At 60.2% G+C, this 19956-nt stretch carries 7 protein-coding genes and 1 pseudogene; 7 read left to right on the top strand and 1 reads right to left on the bottom strand.

The window, feature by feature from the left end; genetic code table 11:
* The first annotated feature begins 1 nt into the window (after position 1).
* The 3 genes and pseudogenes from BRAGE_RS0128400 (at position 2) to BRAGE_RS49445 (ending at position 15237) form a co-directional block, all read left to right on the top strand.
* Positions 2-3772: an SAV_2336 N-terminal domain-related protein gene (locus BRAGE_RS0128400; protein ID WP_027562298.1), complete on the top strand. Its 3771-nt coding sequence runs from the start codon at positions 2-4 to the stop codon at positions 3770-3772.
* 715 nt (positions 3773-4487) lie between these two features.
* Entirely contained in the window at positions 4488-4874 is a 387-nt protein-coding gene (locus tag BRAGE_RS0128395) for an ectoine synthase (RefSeq protein ID WP_027562297.1), read from the top strand.
* Between the two features lie 450 nt (positions 4875-5324).
* Positions 5325-15237: pseudogene (locus BRAGE_RS49445) on the top strand (amino acid adenylation domain-containing protein).
* Between the two features lie 176 nt (positions 15238-15413).
* Here the strand turns inward: BRAGE_RS49445 and BRAGE_RS0128385 are convergent.
* Complete coding sequence (locus tag BRAGE_RS0128385; RefSeq protein WP_027562295.1) at positions 15414-16211, bottom strand: IclR family transcriptional regulator; 798 nt, start codon at positions 16209-16211, stop codon at positions 15414-15416.
* Positions 16212-16414: 203 nt separating this feature from the next.
* Between BRAGE_RS0128385 and BRAGE_RS0128380 the strand changes: the two genes are divergently transcribed.
* Genes BRAGE_RS0128380 through BRAGE_RS0128365 form a run of 4 tightly spaced genes read left to right on the top strand, consistent with a single transcriptional unit; the run spans position 16415 to position 19934 of the window.
* Positions 16415-17575 (top strand): aminotransferase class V-fold PLP-dependent enzyme, encoded by a 1161-nt coding sequence (locus BRAGE_RS0128380; protein WP_027562294.1) that lies wholly within the window; start codon positions 16415-16417, stop codon positions 17573-17575.
* A 52-nt stretch (positions 17576-17627) separates the two neighbouring features.
* Entirely contained in the window at positions 17628-18419 is a 792-nt protein-coding gene (locus tag BRAGE_RS0128375; protein WP_027562293.1) for an amino acid ABC transporter permease, read from the top strand.
* The gene (locus BRAGE_RS0128370; protein WP_027562292.1) at positions 18416-19111 is read left to right on the top strand and encodes an amino acid ABC transporter permease; all 696 of its coding nucleotides are present in this window, start codon (positions 18416-18418) and stop codon (positions 19109-19111) included. Before BRAGE_RS0128375 ends, BRAGE_RS0128370 begins: the two co-directional genes overlap by 4 nt.
* A 55-nt stretch (positions 19112-19166) precedes the next feature.
* On the top strand, positions 19167-19934 hold the full coding sequence (locus BRAGE_RS0128365) for an amino acid ABC transporter ATP-binding protein (RefSeq protein WP_027562291.1): 768 nt from the start codon (positions 19167-19169) through the stop codon (positions 19932-19934).
* The last annotated feature ends 22 nt before the right edge of the window (positions 19935-19956 follow it).

Genomic DNA, 19956 nt, shown 5'->3' with positions numbered 1-19956 from the left:
TATGCAGCTTTCCGACCTTTTGAGGGGGCTGCGCTCGGGCGGTGTAGATCTAGCCGCTGAGCATATGCTCGACTGCTTTTGGCTGGCCCACCACGTCAGTGGCAAGTTATTCGACGACGTGGAAGACGTGCAGCAACGCACGCCGGCCGTCCAAACGCAGCCGGCGCTCGGTGGTGCTGCCGTCATCGAGCGGACCAGCGAAGCCGCCGCCGGTCCACGAAGCGCCGCGCCCGCCCAAGTCTGGGCCGACGCGCCGAGCGGGGTGGGGACGCGCAGGGCCTCGCTCGGCTCCGTTCCTTCAGCGCGTGCCTTACCAAACCGCCTAGACTTCTCGCGCGCTTTACGGCCGTTCACGCTCCGTAGAAAATCTGCCGAGCGGTCAGAAATGGACGAGGAGCAAACAGTCGACGCATCCGCGACCATCGGTTTTCCCTTTCCGATCCTTAAACCCTCGGAGCAGCGCTGGTTTACCGTCGATCTCGTGCTCGAGGACGATCCGGCGATCCCAATCTGGCGACAAACGCTTCGCGAATTTTTCAAGATCCTGCATGAAAGCGGCGCTTTCGACGATGTGCGTTTCTGGCACCTTGAGAAGCGGTCGCGCGCGACGGATGCGGAGGGTTCTGATTTCGTGCTCGTGTCACAGGCTGGCGCCCGCATCTCAACGAAGTTCGTCGCCGGCAGCGGAGTTGCAAGGCTCGTCCTTCTCGCCACGCACGGTTCTTCGCTGAATTGGACGAACGGCAGTTATGATCGGCTTCTGCGCGATTGGCTGGACACATCGTCGGTCGCTCTCATCTATTTACTGCCAGAGGGTGATCGCAAGCGCTCCCCCTTGGGAGAGCCTCAAGGCCTCTGTTCGGCTGTGAAGCCGGGGCTTCCGGTAGCGCAGCTCGACGTACGCCGTTATTGGTGGACGATCTCTGACGAAACGACCAGTCCCTTCGTGCCGGTGCTAGGCCTGGATCCCGCGAGCGTACACCGATTTGCCAAGATGCAGATGGGGCTCGGCGGAAGCAATCCGGTGATCTTCCTGGATTCCTCGCGCATCACGTCATTGCTGCCGAACCGGGCCAACCGTTCCGAGTCCGATTTCGAGCAGATCATCTCAGCTCTCGCGGTGCAGTCACCCGACGCGCTCAGGCTTGCGCGTCTATTGTGCACGACCCCCTTCACGCTTCCCGTCGCGCGGCTGATCCAAGAAGCAGTTCTCGGACGAGATACCTCTCCCTATGTGCTTGCGCAGGTTATGCTGAGTGGGATCGTCGGCACCGCGGAAGCGGCGGCGAACAGCGATCCGGAGCGCACCTATTTTGAGGTCCGTGCGCTCGCTCGAAGAATCTTATTGCGGTCTCTGCGCAAGTCTGAAGCCGAAGCTGCTGCGTCCGAGTTGGAGGCGCGCGTCTCGATGCATTTGGAAAATATCCAGGATCGCGTGGGCAGATACGCCGTGAGATACCTCGACGAACGCGGGGAACATTCAATTCCCGATTTCGCATCAGCATTCGCCCGAGTGAGCCGGGCTCTGCTTGGCGATCCAGCAACGGCCGCTGATTTGAAGGCGAAGGCTCACCAATTTAGAAACAGGTTTTCCGAGCGCCGGCTTGCTGACGTTCTGGATAAGCTCCGATACGGGCGCCATCTACCACTTGACCCGGAAAGCACAGAGGATGACGTTTGGAAAGGGCTGCTTGAAAACGGACTCGTACGGCAGAACTCGAGTGGCGAATGGCGGCTGAGGGTCGGAGTGTGGGAGGAAATCGCGGGCGAGCCGCTGGCCGACGATGAAGGTGAGCAAGCTCCGACTGCACCCCTCAAGACCGTTAGCCAGTTCGCCCTGGTCATTGGCGCTCCCGGCGTGCCGGGGATGCCGCTGATTGCCGATGTTCAAGCCGACGCGCAGAGTTTTGTGGGGTGGCTCGGCGAAATAGGCATCGCGCGCGAGCAGGTTCTCTATTTGGAACAGCCCGACCGAATTCAACTGCTGGATGCGGTCGAAAGCTTAGCCAAGCACGCCAAAGGCGCTGGCGACCATCGCCGAGTTTTCATCTATTTTGCTGGACACACGGTTGTCGACGGCCAGCAGCAGCTCTTTCTGAGGATGGGCTCGTCAGAACCGGAAGATATTGCGCTCTCGGAGATTGTATCTCAGTCGGCAAATCACGGCTCGTTTGACGATATCGTGTGCATAATCGATGGAGAAGGCGCGCCCCTATTGGGGAGCGAGACCATCATGCCGCTGTCTCTCGTGCAGCGGATACCTCATCCCGTGCTCCCAAACATCCTGACAATTGTTGCCCAGGGATTTGGGCGGCGGGCTATTGCACCACGGTCCTTTACGGCGGAGATACTGGACGCCTTGCGTACGGCGACCGTGAACGGCTACGTGACGACGCGATCCCTGACCCAAAGGTTGCATAAGCGTCTGAGTAGCGAGGTCTCGATTCGCTTATCCGGGAATGATTTCACGATTTGCGGACCTTTAGCCGCAATGATTCCGACCCAAGGCCCAATCCGATCTACGTGGATTGTCACCAGTATTGGCGAAGTGAAGGAACTGCTTGCCCGCGAATTTCGTCGGACTGGGAGCTCGCGGGACGAGCTCGACTCGTTTGAACTCAAAGGACCTGATGGCGGGATGAGCTTGTCACTTTTTCCAAGCAAATTTCGTATGCCGCGTGCCGATCCTCCTCAGGCAATCATCGTGGTCGGGACCGCTTATCGAGCAAACGAGTCCGACCGAAGTCGACTATTGGTCGCGACCGAGTTCGCCCGGGAGGAGCGCGAAACGCTGGCTCCTTCAATGAGACTTCTCAATGCTGCGCACAGAGTGTCCTACGGCGACGACTGGTCTCGGTATATCTCTATTCCAAACCCTGGGGCGCCGCATGTAGCCTTCGGGACTCTCGCCGATATGCGAATGGAAAGGGGCCGGTCGGCTTTGTCCGCCGCCGGCTTTTCGTCCGGCATGGACGAAATCGCCGAGCTGCAGGAGGAGTTTCCGCAGGCGCATCTTCTAGCAGTATACGTGTTGAGCGATGCTCCACGGCAGGATCTAACGGTCAATAGACAGCTTGCGTCGTTGTTCGTGCGCGCACTTGTTCAGTCTCTGCTGGAGCGGCCGGAACAGGAGCAAAGCCGATCGTCAGTTGCCCTCGATGTTCGACAACAGCTCGAACGCCGCCTCACTGCGGCCCTGGCCGCTTTGCCGCAGTCTCCAGCCGAATCCGAGCGCGAGCTTGGACAGGTCGCAAAGTTATTGTCGAGAGATGGCAAACGAGACATCCCATGGATGCATTTAGAAGCACGGCTCGCCGCTGCCTATGTCGAAGTCTCCTCTCGGATAAACCAAGCAAAAAACCTCTCCGCGGCGATAAAGCACTACCGGCGCCTTCGGGACTATTACTCCAAAGTCGAACGGGATTCGCTTGAAGTTGGGCGCATGGAGAGCCACCTAGGTGACACTCTCTCGCTCAGAGGGGAGCTTACTCAAAGCCTGACTGATCTCGAAGCCGCAGAGGCGTGTTTCCGAAGGGCCGCAGACCATTTCCGCGCCGCTAACCGGACGAATGAGGCTGCGAGCTTGCAACACCGCATCCAGGTGTTAGCCGATCGACGACGAGTGCAGAGCGCCTTTCAAGATACTCCTGTGACTAAGAAGACCCGCCCAGGATCGCCACGAGCGAAGAAGCCTCCCTCCGAGTCAAAGTCTGCTAAATCGGCGGCCAGAGCTCGGAAGCCGAAGCGCAAGGTTGCGAAAAAAAAGAAATAGCTCAAAGGACAGCCACAGGGCGGCGCAGCTTATGCCAAGACCTCCAAGATTTCCGAGCGCGACGCCAGGAGTAGTTTGCAACTTCTAAAAGCGCGGATTGAAGTGGTTTGGGGACGTTGAGGCTCCGCTCTGCTCGACCGGTTCTCGCTCGAGGACCTGTTTGTATTCGGCCAATATCTCGCCAGTTTGTTAGATTGGCTACACGCGCGGCCAAATCGCTCACTCGCTAGCCAGCTGAGACAGCCACAATATTTGTCGTTCATCGGTATGCTATCACGGCATGACATTTGCTCTAGTGAGACGATGGGTATCCGTGTTCGCGGCGACAGGCACAGCTAGGAAGGAGACGACTTGCCAAATCTGGGACTGGAGACAGTTGATATCGCCGGCAATATCTCCAGCTGCATTCTGGGAAATACAAAGGTAAGCGGTACCGCGCGAAAGGTGGAACATCAAGCTGGTACGCGCCGATCGGGACGGCTGCGAAATACCCTCGCGCCTAAAGTTTTAATAGTCGATGTGGGGCTAATGGCAGGGCGTTTGCGTGTAGCCAATCCCGTAGGATTACTGCACGGGTTCTCGGCAACCGGCGGCGGGGTTTTTCGACGGAGATCCCAGTCGGCCGCGCGACGGGGGAGGCCGCAGTTCCGGGGCAGAACAACCGCCTCCAGTCTTTGGATCAATCACTTCAATCTGCACGGGGCAATCGAACACTATGATTGTGCGTAGTCTGCACGACGTTGAAGCAACCGATCACTTCGTCGATTGGGGCAATGGTACTAGCCACCGCCTCCTGACGGATAAGGACGGCATGGGTTTTAGCATCTGCCACACCGTCGTGCGCGCCAACACCGTTTCGCTTCTGCAATACCGGAATCATCTCGAAGTCTGCTACTGCATCGGCGGAGAGGGTGAGGTCGAGGACATGGACGGGAATGTCTTTCCCATTCGCCGGGGCGACATGTATGTTCTTGACAAGCATGACAAGCATTTCCTGCGCGGGGGACGGGGCAAGGACTTGATCCTCGTTAGCATCTTCAACCCGCCCCTCACCGGAACCGAGCGCCACAAGCTCGACGACCCTGCAGGCTCCACATATTGAGCGATGCGAAGAAACACCGATCCAATATGAACTGCCGCTAATTGCGAGAAACGTTTACTCGAGCCATCCAGCACTGCCCCTTACCGCACGCGCGGACCTCAGAAAAACTCTTTGTCCCGGTTTTGCGAAAGGCGCAGGCGATGCGGTTCGGCTGACTCGACAAATTACTTTGGGAGTCCAGGCTTGTCCGGAAGACCAGGCGGGGGAATGCTTATTCCGATTAATGGCGCGCTCAATTGTACGATGTCGGGCGACGCTGTTGGAGAGCTGACATAGCCCCGCTGTGACGATCGCAGTGATCGCACTCGATTTCACCGTTGGCACGATACATGCGTAATCCTCTAAAGAGCGCCATAGAGGAGAAGTCGTTCGATGAGAACGCTTACCAGAAACGCTGACGCGGTTGAGTGGCAGCTGCGATACTGCCGACACCATACTTGGTGATGCGGAATGAGCGATGAACACGTGCAGAGCATATCTGGCGCACATGAGCTGCTGGCGCGCGGGGAGGAGTTTTGGCGACGGCGCCTCGAGCAGTTTAGAAGATTGCATCCTCCTTTCGTGTCGTCGTCCGTGGCTGCGGCGCCTTCCCGATGGCAGTCGAGTTCGTGGTTTAGCCCAAGCGCGTTGGCTAAACTTTCCCCACAAGACCGCTCGGAATATTTGGTAACGGCTTGGCTAATCTATCTCGCTCGGATCACGAGGCAAGAAGAGTTTCAACTGGGATGGAAGCCTGCATGGGACGGATTGCAAACTGACTGCAAACTCGTCGAGTTGTTGATCGCCTCCGTCGTGCCGATGGATGTTTGCATCGATCTTGGTCATGATTTTGAAAAGGTCGGCAAAACCGTAACGGCCGAAGTCGCTCAGCTGAAAGCGTACGCTAGCTTTTCCCGAGATCTGATCGCGCGCTGCCCGACATTGCGAGGAGTGGAGGCGCTACGGGCGCCTCAGCCTTGGCCGATCGGCATTGCCATCACGACAGAGAGCTGTTCCGTCGCCGACGGTCTGTCGACGAACCATAAGGCTGCCCAAGCCAGATGCGGCGATTTGCTGACCTTTGAGGTTCGCGCTCTGGATGGGCGCTTCCGCTGGCATTTTGATGCCGCTCGATTAGCGCCCAAGCAGATTGACCGCATGACACAGCATTTGCAAGCTTTGTTACGCGGCGTGATGGACGATGCGGGGCAGTCTGTCGGCCGAATCGGTATTCTGCCAACCGATGAACGCGCGTATCTACTCGAGGATTTGAACCGGACGGCGGCGCCTTATTCTTTTGAGCGATGTATCCATGAGCTGTTCGAGGCGCAGGTGCAAAAGGCACCGGAAGCGGTGGCGGTGGTCCATAAGAAGGAGAGACTGAGCTATGGCGAACTTAATGCGCGCGCTAACCGGCTGGCGCATCATCTGATCGAGCTCGGGGTCAAGCCGGACCAGCCGGTGGCGATCTGCCTGGAACGCAGCCTAGCGATGGTGGTTGGTGTCTTGGCGATCCTGAAGGCCGGAGGCGCCTATCTGCCGCTAGATCCGGCGTATCCCTCAGCGCGGCTGCGGCAGATTGTCGACGATGCAAAACCGAAACTGCTGCTTTGCGATGTCGCCGGTCGAACCGCATTGGGCGCCGAGGCCGTGGCCGATGTGAAGGTGGTCGATCTGGAGATGGCGGCCCCGACTTGGGGCGAGCGGCCGCCTTCGAACCCGGACCCAGTCACGCTTGGCCTCACATCGCGCCATCTCGCCTATGTCATCTATACCTCCGGCTCAACCGGAATCCCCAAGGGCGTTGAAATGTCCCACGGCGCACTCATGAATTCGCTTGCAGGGATCGGCGCGTCAAAACTGCGCACACTTCAATTTGCGACCTTGAACTTCGATGTGTCCTGTCAGGAGCTGTTCATCTGTTGGAAGGACGGCGGAGCGCTTGTGCTCGTGCAGGAAGAGACCCGGAGGCGCTTCTCCGACCTGCTGGAATTTGTACAGCGGGAGGCGATCGAGCGGCTTTTCCTCCCGTTCGTAGCATTGAATCATTTTGCGGAAGTCTGGAGTAGGCAGCGCGTGCAGCTGCCCTCTTTAAGAGAGCTTTATACAGCCGGCGAACGACTGCAAGCCACTCCACTGCTTAGGGCGTTCTTCGAAGCACACCCGAACGCGAGATTGATCAATCAATATGGGTCCACAGAAATCAGCGTCATTTCCGAGCACCGCCTTGCAGCTGATCCGTCATGTTGGTCCGAAATGCCTCACATCGGCCGTCCAATCGCCAACACGCGGGTGTACCTGCTGGACGGCCATGGCGCCCCCGTGCCGTTCGGTGCGGTTGGCGAGCTTTACATTGGCGGGGCAGGGGTGGCTCGGGGCTATCTGAACCGCCCCGAGCTGACAGCCGAGCGGTTCATCGCCAGTCCCTTTGTCGAGGGCGATCGGCTGTACCGGACCGGCGACCTGGCACGCTATCTGCCGGACGGCAATCTTGAGTTCCTGGGCCGCAACGACGATCAGGTGAAGATCCGCGGCTATCGCATCGAGCCGGGCGAGATCGTCGCAAAGCTTTGCGAACACGCCTGGGTGCGAGAGGCGGTGGTGGTGGCGCGCCAGAACGGCACCGGCGACAAGCATGCTGATCGCCTATGTGGTCTGCGCGCCCGAGGCCGGCTCGGACGAGGGCGATGCGGGCGGGCTTGCGAGCGCCTTGCGCGCGCACTTGAGTGCGCGGCTGCCGGACTACATGGTGCCGAGCGCGTTCGTGCGGCTGGCAGCGCTTCCGCTCACGGTCAATGGCAAGCTCGATCGCAACGCGCTGCCGGCGCCGGCCGATCAGGCCTATGCGCTGGCAGCCTATGAGGCGCCGCAAGGCGCGGTCGAGACGGCGCTGGCGCAGATCTGGGCCGAGCTCCTTGGTGTCGAGCGCATCGGGCGCAACGACCACTTCTTCGAACTGGGCGGCCACTCCCTCTTGGCCGTGCAGATGTCGAGCCGGCTGTCGCAGGCGGTTGGGGTTGAACTACCGCTGTCAACGCTGTTCGCAAGGCCAGTGCTGACTGACCTGGCGGCAAGTGTCGTCGAGCTGTTGAGCCGCTCCGGACCGCAACAGCTGCCATCGATTGCAGCCGTGTCGCGCCATGAGCCGCTTGTGCTGTCATTTGCGCAGCAGCGGCTATGGTTTTTGGCGCAGCTGAACGAAGGCAGCACGAACTATCACATTCCGCTGACCCTGCGACTGCGCGGGGGGCTCGACCGCACCGCCTGGCAGCGCAGCCTTGACCGTCTGTTTGCGCGTCATGAGGCGCTGCGCAGTGTCTTTGTCGCGACGCAAGGTAAGCCCCGGGTTGAGGTTCTGCCGCCAGATGCGGGACTGCCGATAGTTGACCACGATCTGCGGGAGAGATCGGATGCGGAAGCGGCACTTTTGGATCTGTGCCATCAAGAGGGGCGCACGCCGTTCGATCTTGCGCGCGGTCCGCTGATCCGCGGGCATCTGGTGCGGATGTCGGACGAGGAGCACGTCTTCCTGCTGACCCAGCATCACATCGTCTCGGACGGCTGGTCGATGGGCGTGCTGCTGCGTGAACTTAGCCAGCTTTACCGGGCGTTCGAGGCTGGGCAGGACGATCCCCTGCCGCCGCTTGCGATCCAGTATCCGGATTACGCCGCCTGGCAACGCCAATGGCTGTCGGGGGAACGCCTGCAGAAGCAGGCGCAGTATTGGCGCAGCGCTCTGGCAGGCACGACCCGTCTTGTCTTGCCGACGGACCGTGCGCGGCCTGGCCAGCAGTCGTTTGCCGCGGCCACGGTCCCGGTTACCGTCGATGCGGATCTGACGCGGGAGCTGAAGCGGCTGAGCCTGCAGCATGGCACGACGTTGTTCATGACGGTGCTGGCGGCCTGGGCGGCGGTGCTGTCGCGTCTGTCGGGGCAGGACGATCTTGTGATTGGCGTGCCGAGCGCCAATCGGGGGCACCGGGAGATCGAAGAGCTGATCGGCTTCTTCGTCAATACCCTGGCGCTACGGCTCGACCTGTCGGGCAAGCCAAGCGTGTCGGAGCTTCTGGAGCGGACGCGGCGCACGGTGCTGGCTGCGCAGGAGCATCAGGATCTGCCGTTCGAGCAGGTGGTGGAGATCGTGCAGCCGCCCCGGGCTCTTGATCACACGCCGTTATTCCAGGTGATGCTGGCCTGGGAGAGCAATGCGGTTGGGTCATTGGAGCTGCCGGGGCTGAGTGTCGAAGCTGCCGGGCATGAGTTTGACCAGGTCAAGTTCGATCTGGAGCTGAGCCTTGGCGAGCATGGCGAGCAGATCGCCGGAACGCTGGCTTATGCCACGGCGCTGTTTGATCAGGCGACGATCGAGCGGCAGCGTGGCTATCTGCTGGCGCTGCTGCGGGCGATGGCTGCCGATGCGCAGCAAGAGGTCCACCGGATTGAGCTGCTCTCGGCTGCCGAGCGCACGTATCTGCTGGACGACCTGAACCGGACGGCGGCGCCATACCCTGCGGAGCGGTGCATCCACGAGCTGTTCGAGGCGCAGGTGCACAAGGCGCAGCATGCGGTGGCGCTGGTCTGCGGAGACGAGCGGCTGAGCTATGGCGAGCTCAACGCGCGAGCCAACCGCCTGGCACATCATCTAATCGCCCTCGGGGTCAGGCCGGACCAGCCGGTTGCGATTTGCGTCGAGCGCAGTCCGATGATGGTTGTTGGGCTTTTGGCGATCCTGAAGGCTGGCGGGGCGTATGTGCCGCTGGATCCGGCCTATCCCTCGGCGCGGCTGCATCAGGTGCTCGACGATGCGGCGCCGCGGCTGCTGCTGGCCGATGTGGCCGGCCATGCCGCCTTCGGCGCGGTTATGCCGGCCGATGTGAGTGTGGTGGAGCTCGATGCTGCGGCGCCGGCCTGGGCCAGCTTGTCGGAAGCGGATCCTGACCCGCGCGCGCTCAACCTGACGTCCCGCAATCTCGCCTATGTGATCTACACCTCGGGATCCACGGGCACGCCCAAAGGGGCACAGAATGAGCATCGGGCTATCGTCAATCGCCTGATCTGGATGCAGAGCGCCTATGATCTGAAGGCAACAGACGTCGTGTTGCAGAAGACGCCATTTAGCTTCGATGTCTCGGCCTGGGAGTTCTTTTGGACTTTGCTTGAAGGGGCAACGCTGGTGGTGGCGCCGCCCGGTGCGCACAGAGATCCCGATGCATTGGTCGGCTTGATCGTCAGCCGGCGCATCACCACGGTTCACTTCGTGCCGTCCATGGTGGTCAGCTTTTTGGATGCAAAGAGTGTTGACCGCTGCACATCGCTGCGGCGGGTTTTATGCAGCGGCGAGGCGCTCCCTGCCGCCAGTGTGCATAGGGTTCGGCACGTATTGCCCTGGACGGCCCTGCACAATCTCTACGGTCCGACTGAGGCCGCGATCGACGTTACATCCTGGAGCTGCCCGGCTGAGTTTGATAACGCTATCGTCCCGATTGGCCGTCCAATCGCCAACACGCGGGTCTACTTAATGGATGGTCATGGCGGGCTGGTCCCGTTCGGTGCGGTGGGCGAGCTCTGCATTGGCGGGGTGGCGGTGGCGCGGGGCTACCTGAACCGCCCTGAGCTGACAGCTGAGCGGTTCATCCCCAGTCCCTTTGTCGACGGCGATCGGCTGTACCGGACTGGCGACCTGGCACGCTACCTGCCGGACGGCAATCTTGAGTTCCTGGGTCGCAACGACGATCAGATGAAGATCCGCGGCTTCCGGATCGAACCGGGCGAGATCGTAACAAAGCTTTGCGAGCACGCCTGCGTGCGCGAGGCGGTGGTGGTGGCGCGCGAGGATGGTCGCGGCGAGCAGCGTCTCGTTGCGTATGTCGTTGCCTCTGAAGCTGAGGAATCTGATCTTGCCGGCGGTTTGCGCGCGCACTTGAGTGCGGGGCTGCCGGACTACATGGTGCCGAGTGCGTTCGTGCGGCTGCCGGCGCTTCCGTTGACGCTCAACGGCAAGCTCGATCGCAAGGCGCTGCCGGCCCCGCGCGACGAGTCGTATGCGCGCCGGACCTATGCGCCGCCACAGGGCGAGATGGAGGCGGTTCTGGCCCAGATCTGGGCCGAGCTGCTGGGGCTGGAGCGGGTCGGACGAGACGACAACTTCTTCGAACTGGGAGGGCACTCGCTCTCGGCGGTGCAGATGATCGAGCGTCTACGGCGGCGGTCACTGCGCATCGAGGTGCGCACCTTGTTCGTCAAGCCGGTGCTGGCGGATCTGGCTGCAAGCCTGGGTCGCCATCACGAGGTGGCGGTCCCGTCCAACTTGATCACCGAGCGGACTGCGGCGATCACGCCCCAGATGTTGCCGCTGATCGAGCTGACGCAGGGCGAGATCGACCGGATCATCGCCGCGGTACCCGGCGGGGTTTGCAACATTCAGGACATTTACGGCCTGTCGCCGCTGCAGGATGGCATCCTGTTCCATCATTTGCTAGCGGCAAAGGGCGATCCATACCTACTGGTCTCGCAGATGGCGTTTGCCGAGCGTGGGCTGCTCGATCGCTATCTTGCCGCGGTCCAGCGGGTGGTGGATCGCCATGACATCCTGCGTACTTCGTTTGTCTGGGAGGGGTTGTCGCGGCCAGCCCAGGTGGTGTGGCGGCAGGCGCGACTGGAGGTGATCGAGATTCAGCTGGATGGCGCTCACGGCACTGGCGCCGAGCAGCTCAAGGAGCGGTTTGATCCACGTCGGCACCGCATCGAGCTTGGCCGCGCGCCACTGCTGCGGTTTGTGATTGCGCGCGAGCCCGGTAGCGCGCGCTGGCTGCTGCTGGAGCTGCAGCATCATCTCATCGGGGATCACACAACGCGCGACGTGATGCATGCTGAGGTCCGGGCCGAGCTGGAGGAGCGTGTGCATGAGCTGACGGCGCCGCAGCCATTCCGTAATTTGGTGGCACAGGCGCTTCTACGTGGTAATGCCAAGTCCGATGAAGCGTTCTTCCGGGAGCTGCTGGCCGACATCGACGAGCCGACCACGCCCTTCGGCTTGAGCGAGGTGCGCGGCGACGGTGGCGGGGTTCGAGAGGCTCATCGGATGCTGCCGCCAGCGCTCCATGCGCAGCTGCGCGAACAGGCGCGTCGGCTGCGGGTGAGTCTGGCGAGCCTGTGCCATCTGGCGTGGGGACAGGTGGTGGCGCGCAGCAGCGGCCGCGAGCAGGTGGTGTTCGGCACGGTGCTGTTAGGCCGGCTGCAGGGCAGCGCTGGCGCCGACCGCGCCATGGGGCTGTTCATCAACACCTTGCCGCTGCGACTTGATCTCGATGGGACCGCCGTCGAGGCGAGCGTGCGGATGACGCAGGCCCGGCTGGCCGACCTGCTGGCACATGAGCATGCCTCGCTGGCATTGGCACAGCGCTGCAGCGCTGTTGCGGCGTCGGCGCCGCTGTTCAGCACGCTGTTGAACTACCGTCACAACACGGCGCCGGCTGTGCCCGGCTCCGGGACGGATGATGTCTCGTCGGGCATGGAATGGCTGGGTGGGGAGGAACGCACCAACTATCCCCTGACCCTTTCGGTGGAGCACTTTGGCGAGGCGCTGGGCCTCACTGCGCAGGTCGCGGAGCCAGTCTCGGCGGATCGGATCTGCGGCTACATGCAGCGCGCGCTCGAGCAACTGGCAAAGGCGCTCGAGCATGCCCCGGATACGCCGGTACGCGACCTCGACATCCTGCCGGCCGAGGAGCGTACCTATCTGCTGGAGGATCTGAACCGGACGGCGAGGGCCTATCCATCGGACCTGTGCGTCCATGAGCTGTTCGAGGCGCAGGTGCAAAAGGCGCCGGAGGCGGTGGCGCTGGTCTGCGGTGATGAGCGGCTGAGCTATGGCGAGCTCAATGCGCGGGCCAACCGCCTGGCACATCACCTGATCGAGCTTGGGGTCAAGCCCGACCAGCCGGTTGCGATCTGCCTCGAACGCAGTCCGGCGATGGTGGTTGGTCTCTTGGCGATCCTCAAGGCGGGCGGTGCCTATCTGCCGCTGGACCCAGCCTATCCCAGCCAGCGGCTGCATCAGGTTGTCGACGATGCCGCGCCGCGGCTGCTGCTGTGCGACGGCGTTGGTCGCGCAGCACTCCGCCCCGAGGTGCTGACCGATGTGACAGTCATCGATCTGGAGACGGCCACACCCGCCTGGGCCGAACGGGCGGCTTCAAACCCTGACCGGCGCACGCTTGGCCTCACATCGGACCACCTCGCTTATGTAATCTACACCTCAGGCTCAACCGGAATCCCAAAGGGGGTCATGGTCCAGCATCAGGGGTTGGTCAATCTGCTGGCGGCTCAGGTCGGCCTCTTCGGCGCTTCTTCCAACAGCCGCGTCGTGCAGTTCGCCTCCATTGCTTTTGATGCGAGCGCTTGGGAGCTTGTTATGGCGTTTGGCTCCGGAGCTGCTTTGCACTTGCCTGCGGAAGAGATCCGTCAAGCGAGTAGCAAGCTATCGGATTATCTCCAAAGCGAAGCCATCACCCACGCGACATTACCCCCCGCGTTGCTTCAGACCAGCAAGGATCCGAATGGTTTGGCCGTACAAGTTCTCATTCTTGCTGGAGAGCTACCAAAGCCGGAACTCATCCGAAGTCTGACCCCAGCCTCAATTGTCAATGCTTACGGCCCGACCGAGGCAACCGTCTGCGCGACGATCTGGACTTGCCCGGCTGATTTCAATGGTTCGGTGGTCCCGATCGGGCGTCCAATTGCCAACACCCGGGTGTACCTGCTGGACGGCCATGGCGCCCCCGTGCCGTTTGGCGCGGTGGGCGAGCTTTACATTGGCGGGGCGGGGGTGGCACGGGGCTATCTGAACCGCCCCGAGCTGACAGCCGAGCGGTTCATCGCCAGTCCCTTTGTCGAGGGCGATCGGCTGTACCGGACCGGCGACCTGGCACGCTACCTGCCGGACGGCAATCTTGAGTTCCTGGGCCGCAACGACGATCAGGTGAAGATCCGCGGCTATCGCATCGAGCCGGGCGAGATCGTCGCAAAGCTTTGCGAACACGCCTGGGTGCGCGAGGCGGTGGTGGTGGCGCGCCAGAACGGCGCCGGCGACAAGCATCTGATCGCCTATGTGGTCTGCGCGCCCGAGGCCGGCTCGGACGAGGGCGATGCGGGCGGGCTTGCGAGCGCCTTGCGCGCGCACTTGAGTGCGCGGCTGCCGGACTACATGGTGCCGAGCGCGTTCGTGCGGCTGGCAGCGCTTCCGCTCACGGTCAATGGCAAGCTCGATCGCAACGCGCTGCCGGCGCCGGCCGATCAGGCCTATGCGCTGGCAGCTTATGAGGCGCCGCAAGGGGCAGTCGAGACAGCGCTGGCGCAGATATGGGCCGAGCTCCTTGGTGTCGAGCGCATCGGGCGCAACGACCACTTCTTCGAACTGGGCGGCCACTCCCTCTTGGCCGTGCAGATGCTCAGTCGAGCATTAAATCTTGGGCTAAGTTTTAGCGCCATCGACCTCTTCCGAGCCCCTGTTCTGAAGCAGCTTGCATCGAAGATTCGTTTGCAGGTGCAGCCCAGTAACAGGGCGGTGATTCCCGTTCGACCGACCGGATCACAGCCACCTCTCTTCTTTGTCCCCACAGGTTTTGGGGATTGTTCGTATGTCCTCGGTTTGGCAGCGGAAATAGATGTAGACTGCCCGGTCTACGCTCTGCCATGGCCCCCGTTCGATGACGTTCGTCCACCGACTCTTGAGGCGGTGGCCGCAGAGATGATCCTTGCGATCAAACAAATCCAGCCACGTGGCCCATACCGTTTTGCTGGATACTCGTCAGGTGCAATCCTGGCTTATGCAATTGCCGAGCAGTTACTGAGTGCTGATGAAGTTGTGTCATTCATGGCGTTCATTGATGTTAGTCTACCTGCGGCTTCTTCAAACGGATCACTAAAGAATTTGGCGCGAGAATTTGTTTTGGATCGTTGTGGAATCTTGCGCGATGAGTATCACGAGGTTTTGGAATGCAACACCGAACAATCTTCCATCTCTGAGTTGCTTGAAAAGGCGCAGAAAATAGGAGCGCTAGCTCCAGATCACGATCTTCACAGTGACGTTTCGATGTATCAAAAGGTCGACACATTTCACCGCGCGCTACGATCGTATCGCGTTCCGTCGCTCGCGATCCAAATACATCAGTTCTATGCGAGCGAGCCTCTCATCAGTCATCAGGTCCCACCTGACAAACAACTCAGAAGCGACTTGCCAAACCAGGGCTGGGACCGGGTTGTGAATGCTGAGGCTATTCGTGCTGTACCGGTTCCAGGCAACCACGCAACAATGGTGAGCAATCCAGAAAACCGCCGAGTTTTGGCTCGAGCCATTTCAGAAGCCCTTGATCGCGGCTGTTGAATAGACCAAGAGAACTTTCTCCGAGGCCCCGACCTTTTAAAGTGTCAGCGATGGCTTACACATGGCAGTATGCGCAAGCTGACATGAGGATCGAGGAGGTCGTCGATCACATCGATGGAGATACGTTCTCAGCCGATCAAGCTCTCTCCTCCCGAGCAGGCTGGCGCTGAGGATCATCAAGTATCCTCCAATGTGTCGTCTTCACTGTCCGTCTGAAGGATGGTTTGCGACAGGAGCGCGGCGGCTCTTTGAAGCGGAGGAATGAAGCGATCCAGCTCTGTGAAGCTCACTCGCGCTACGGGCACCGATACGCCAAGGCAGGCGATCAGTTCCCGGTCCGGGGAAACGATGGGGACCGCGCAGCCGACGACGCCCTTCACGTATTCCTCATTGGTTTTGGCCCATCCTCGACGGCGGGTTTCCTCGAGAAGCTTCAGGAGGGTTTCGAGATCCACGATGGTATTGTCGGTGTACCGCGTCAAAGCGAGCGAGCGGCATAACTTCTCGCGCGCCCTCTCGGGTAACCGACTCATGTAGATCTTGCCAGTCGAGGTGCAATGAAGTGGAGCAGCCTCGCCGGGATTGAATTGAAGTCCCTGCGGCTGAGACACCCGTACGCTGTCGACGTAAGCGACAACATTGTCGCGCACGACGCCAATTTCGCACTGTTCGCCGATCTCGCTGGCGACTGCGCGCAGCACCGCATGTCGCCGGGCTGTGCGAAAAGCCGCGCCGATGACTTTGGCGGATAGGGTGACCAACTGATTGCCCACTACGTAGCGCTTCGATCCAAGCGCCTTCTGCAGAAGGCCGCGTTCTTCCAAGTTTCCGACAAGCCGGTGGGCTGTCGGAACGGGTAACGAGAGCGCCTTCGCGATCTCCGCGACCGAGGGAGCCTTCGTCTGACTAGCGACGTAACCGACAACGGCGAATGCCCGGTCGAGCGGTCCAGCCGTTCTTTCTTGCTCTTCCATACTTACCTCCGTAGTCAACGTATTATCATTTTTCGGAATAAATAATACTATAATTTGCAAAATAACTTGGACGCCTGGCCGTTTGCCCATATCGTTGGCGCTGTCGTCTCACGACCACAGTTTGTGCAGCGCACAGGTGTTGGGATGGCCGCTAGGCCCGAATCCGACGATGCGGGGCGACGTGACCAAGGATGGAGATGGGAATGTCTCGTCATTACGACGTGGAAGCTGTGCGCAAGGAGTTCCCGGCGGCCAGACGGATGGTCTACCTCGACTCCGGTTTCCAGACGCCGCTGGCGCGTCCTGTCATGATAGCGATCGAGACCTTCCTCCGTGAAAGCATGGAGACGGCCGGACCGAAAAGCGTATGGCTCGATCGGGTTGAGCAAACGCGTGCCAAAGTCGCCCGTTTCCTCGGGGTGGCGTCCGAGGAAATTGCCTTCACGAAGAACACATCGGAAAGTATGAACATCGCGGCGAATGCGTTGCCTCTGCGAGCCGGCGACAACGTTTTGATGATCCACGGTGATCACCCAAATAACGCCTACGCCTTCCTCAATCTGAAAAAGAAGGGCGTCCAAATCGACTTCCTTCCGATGACGGATGTCGTAAACGCGGAAACGTTTCTTCCCCACGTCGATGAAAAGACTCGCGCGATCTCGCTCTCGCACGTCACCTTCCACGCCGGACATCGCTTCGACATCGAGAGCATCGGCGCTCTTTGCGCGGATAAGAAGCTGTATTTCATCCTCGACGTCATGCAGGCGATCGGGGTCGTTCCGATAGACGCGAAAGCCATTCAGGCAAGCTTCGTCGGCTCCGGCAGTCACAAGGGATTGCTCGTGCCTCAAGGGCTTGGATTGCTCTATTGGGATAAGAAGCTGCAGGAGTTGGAGCCTGCCTATCTTGCCGCTGCCAGCTTGGCCGAGGTTCCTGACGACCTTATCGCGCGCGCCGATCGCGTGTCACCATCTCCGAGCGCGCGACGTTTCGAACTAGGAAACTTCAACCTTCTTGCAATTCACGCGCTTGGCGCTTCCCTCGATATGATCGAGCAGATTGGCGTGACCAACATTCAGAACCATTGTTTCGACCTCGGTGATCATCTCATCGCCCAACTGGACGAACTCGACCTCAGTCTCGTCGGTCCACGTCAACGTCAGCATCGCTCGCCTCACATCTACGTCGTTGGCCTGCCCGCGACAGAATGGCTCGGCTACTTCGAAGAGAACGGCGTGCGTGTTTCCCCCGAACGCGATGGCATTCGCGTTTCGTTCGGCATGTTCAACACAGTCGACGATGTGGATCGTCTGGTGCATCTCATCCGTGAGCGGCAGTCTAAAAGGTCATTCAGGGCCGCTTAGGATTTGGCATGGGAGCGGTTTGAGAAAAACACCTGCAATCGTGAGGCTCGCGATGTTCGGAGTTCTTCTTGAAAATACAATGGATGGCCAGCGGTACATCGACTGGCTTCTTTCGGGCCTTGGTTGGACGTTGGCGCTTGCCTTCTTCGGCTGGTGGATAGCGTTCGCGGCCGGAGTGGTGGTCGGCATCGGGCGAACAGTGCGGCACCCCGTATTCGGGGCACTAGCCCGATTCTATGTCGAGATCTTCCGGAACATCCCCGTCCTCGTGCAGATGTTTCTCTGGTACTTCGTCCTGCCCGAGCTTCTTCCGAGTGCGATAGGCGACTGGATCAAGCAGATTCCTCCGCCTTGGGGATCTTTCTTTCCGGCCCTGTGGTGTCTGAGCCTATACACCGCGGCGCGCATCGCAGAACAGGTTCGCGCAGGTATCGAAGCCTTGCCTAAGGGGCAAGCCGAAGCGGCTGCCGCACTTGGCCTGAGCGGATATTTGACCTATCGCCATATCATCCTGCCCCAGGCTCTGCGCCTCATCGTGCCAAGCCTGACAAGCGAGGTCATGGGCATCTATAAGAACACGTCCGTGGCTCTGACCATCGGCTTGATGGAGTTGACCGCCCAGGCGCGCCAAATCAGCGACGCTACGTTCCAAACCTTCACTGCATTCGGTGCCGCCACACTCATCTATCTTGCTTTGGCTCTGATCGCCTACCAGACGATGATGCTCATCGACAGAGCGGTGCGCATTCCAGGTACCGCACCAGGCAAGGAAGCCGTCGGGTCAGATTTTGACGATGTGGAGCTGGAAAGCTCCTTGCCTGGCAGTATGGAGGTCGTGAAATGAACAGCCTCGATTTCTCGATCATCGCGCAGGCATGGCCCTATTTATGGTCAGGATTGCTATTCTCCCTCTCCTTGACGGCAACTGCCTTCCTGATTGGGATGTTTCTCGGAACGCTCTTCGCTCTCGTGCAGCATTTTGAACTCCGCATTCTGAGCCAGCTCGTCCGTGGCTATGTTGCCCTGATGCGATCGATTCCGCTCATTCTCGTCCTGTTCTGGTTTTTCTTCTTGGTGCCCGTCGTTTTGGGCCACCTGTCAGGCAATGGTCGTCCGATTCCGGTCGGTGCCACCTATACGGCGTTCATCACGTTCGGCTTGTTCGAGGCGGCCTACTATTCGGAAATCATCCGCGTCGGCTTGCGCGCGGTGAACAAGGGACAGTTCGAGGCCTGCCAGGCTCTCGCCTTGTCGACATTCGATACGTATCGCCACATCATCCTGCCGCAGGTGTTTCGGGTGGCCAGCCCCATCATCCTGAGCCAGACCATCATTCTGTTTCAGGATACGTCGCTCGTGTACGTGCTGTCCCTCACCGATCTCCTTGGTGCGGCTTCGAAGCTTGCACAGCTCAATGGTCGCCTCGTCGAGATGTACCTCGCAGTAGCCGTTGCTTATCTCATCATAAGTTCCGCCGCGTCCCAATTCGTCGCCTCACTTCGCAAGAAGTACGCGATCGCGGGCGCCCGCCGATAGTCATCGATGATCTGCTATCCCGTCATTCCCTGGCGGCTTCAACCTGGAGACCAGCATGCAGCAAGAGCGCACGGTTAGCCCAGCCGACCAATTCCCGATGGTTGTCGTCGAGCAACTCGTCAAGCGATTCGGCAGCTTCAATGCCTTGAGTGATATCAATCTCAACATTGCAAAAGGAGAAAAGATCGTACTCTGCGGGCCGTCGGGTTCGGGGAAGTCGACCTTGATCCGCTGTATCAACCAGATCGAAAAGCATGATTCAGGCCGCATAGTCGTCGACGGGACCGAGCTAACAGATCGGATTGGCCATATCAACAGCGTCCGCTGCGAAGTGGGTATGGTCTTTCAAACCTTCAACCTGTTTCCACACCTCTCGGTGATCGAAAACTGCATGTTGGCTCCGATGAAAGTGAGGGGGCTACCCCGAGCTGAGGCGCATGGTCGGGCGATGATGTTGCTGAGGAAAGTTCGCATCCACGATCAGGCCAAGAAGTATCCCGCCCAATTGTCGGGCGGCCAGCAGCAGCGTGTTGCGATAGCTCGCGCCCTGTGCATGCAGCCCAAGATCATGCTTTTCGACGAGCCGACTTCCGCTCTCGACCCGGAAATGGTCAAGGAGGTGCTCGACACCATGGTTGAGCTCGCGCAGGACGGGATGACGATGGTCTGCGTCACACACGAAATGGGTTTTGCGCGCGAAGTGGCAGATCGTGTGGTCTTCATGGATCGCGGCTCGATCGTGGAGGAGGGTGATCCCAGCACCTTCTTCCAAGCACCGAACACGGAACGGGCCAAGACCTTCCTCAACCAGATCATTCATTAGCCGCGTTTTATCCGAACCGAGA

This window comes from Bradyrhizobium genosp. SA-4 str. CB756 (assembly GCF_000473125.1).
Taxonomy (GTDB): Bacteria; Pseudomonadota; Alphaproteobacteria; order Rhizobiales; family Xanthobacteraceae; genus Bradyrhizobium; species Bradyrhizobium arachidis.
This window is presented reverse-complemented; position numbering and strand designations above follow the sequence as displayed.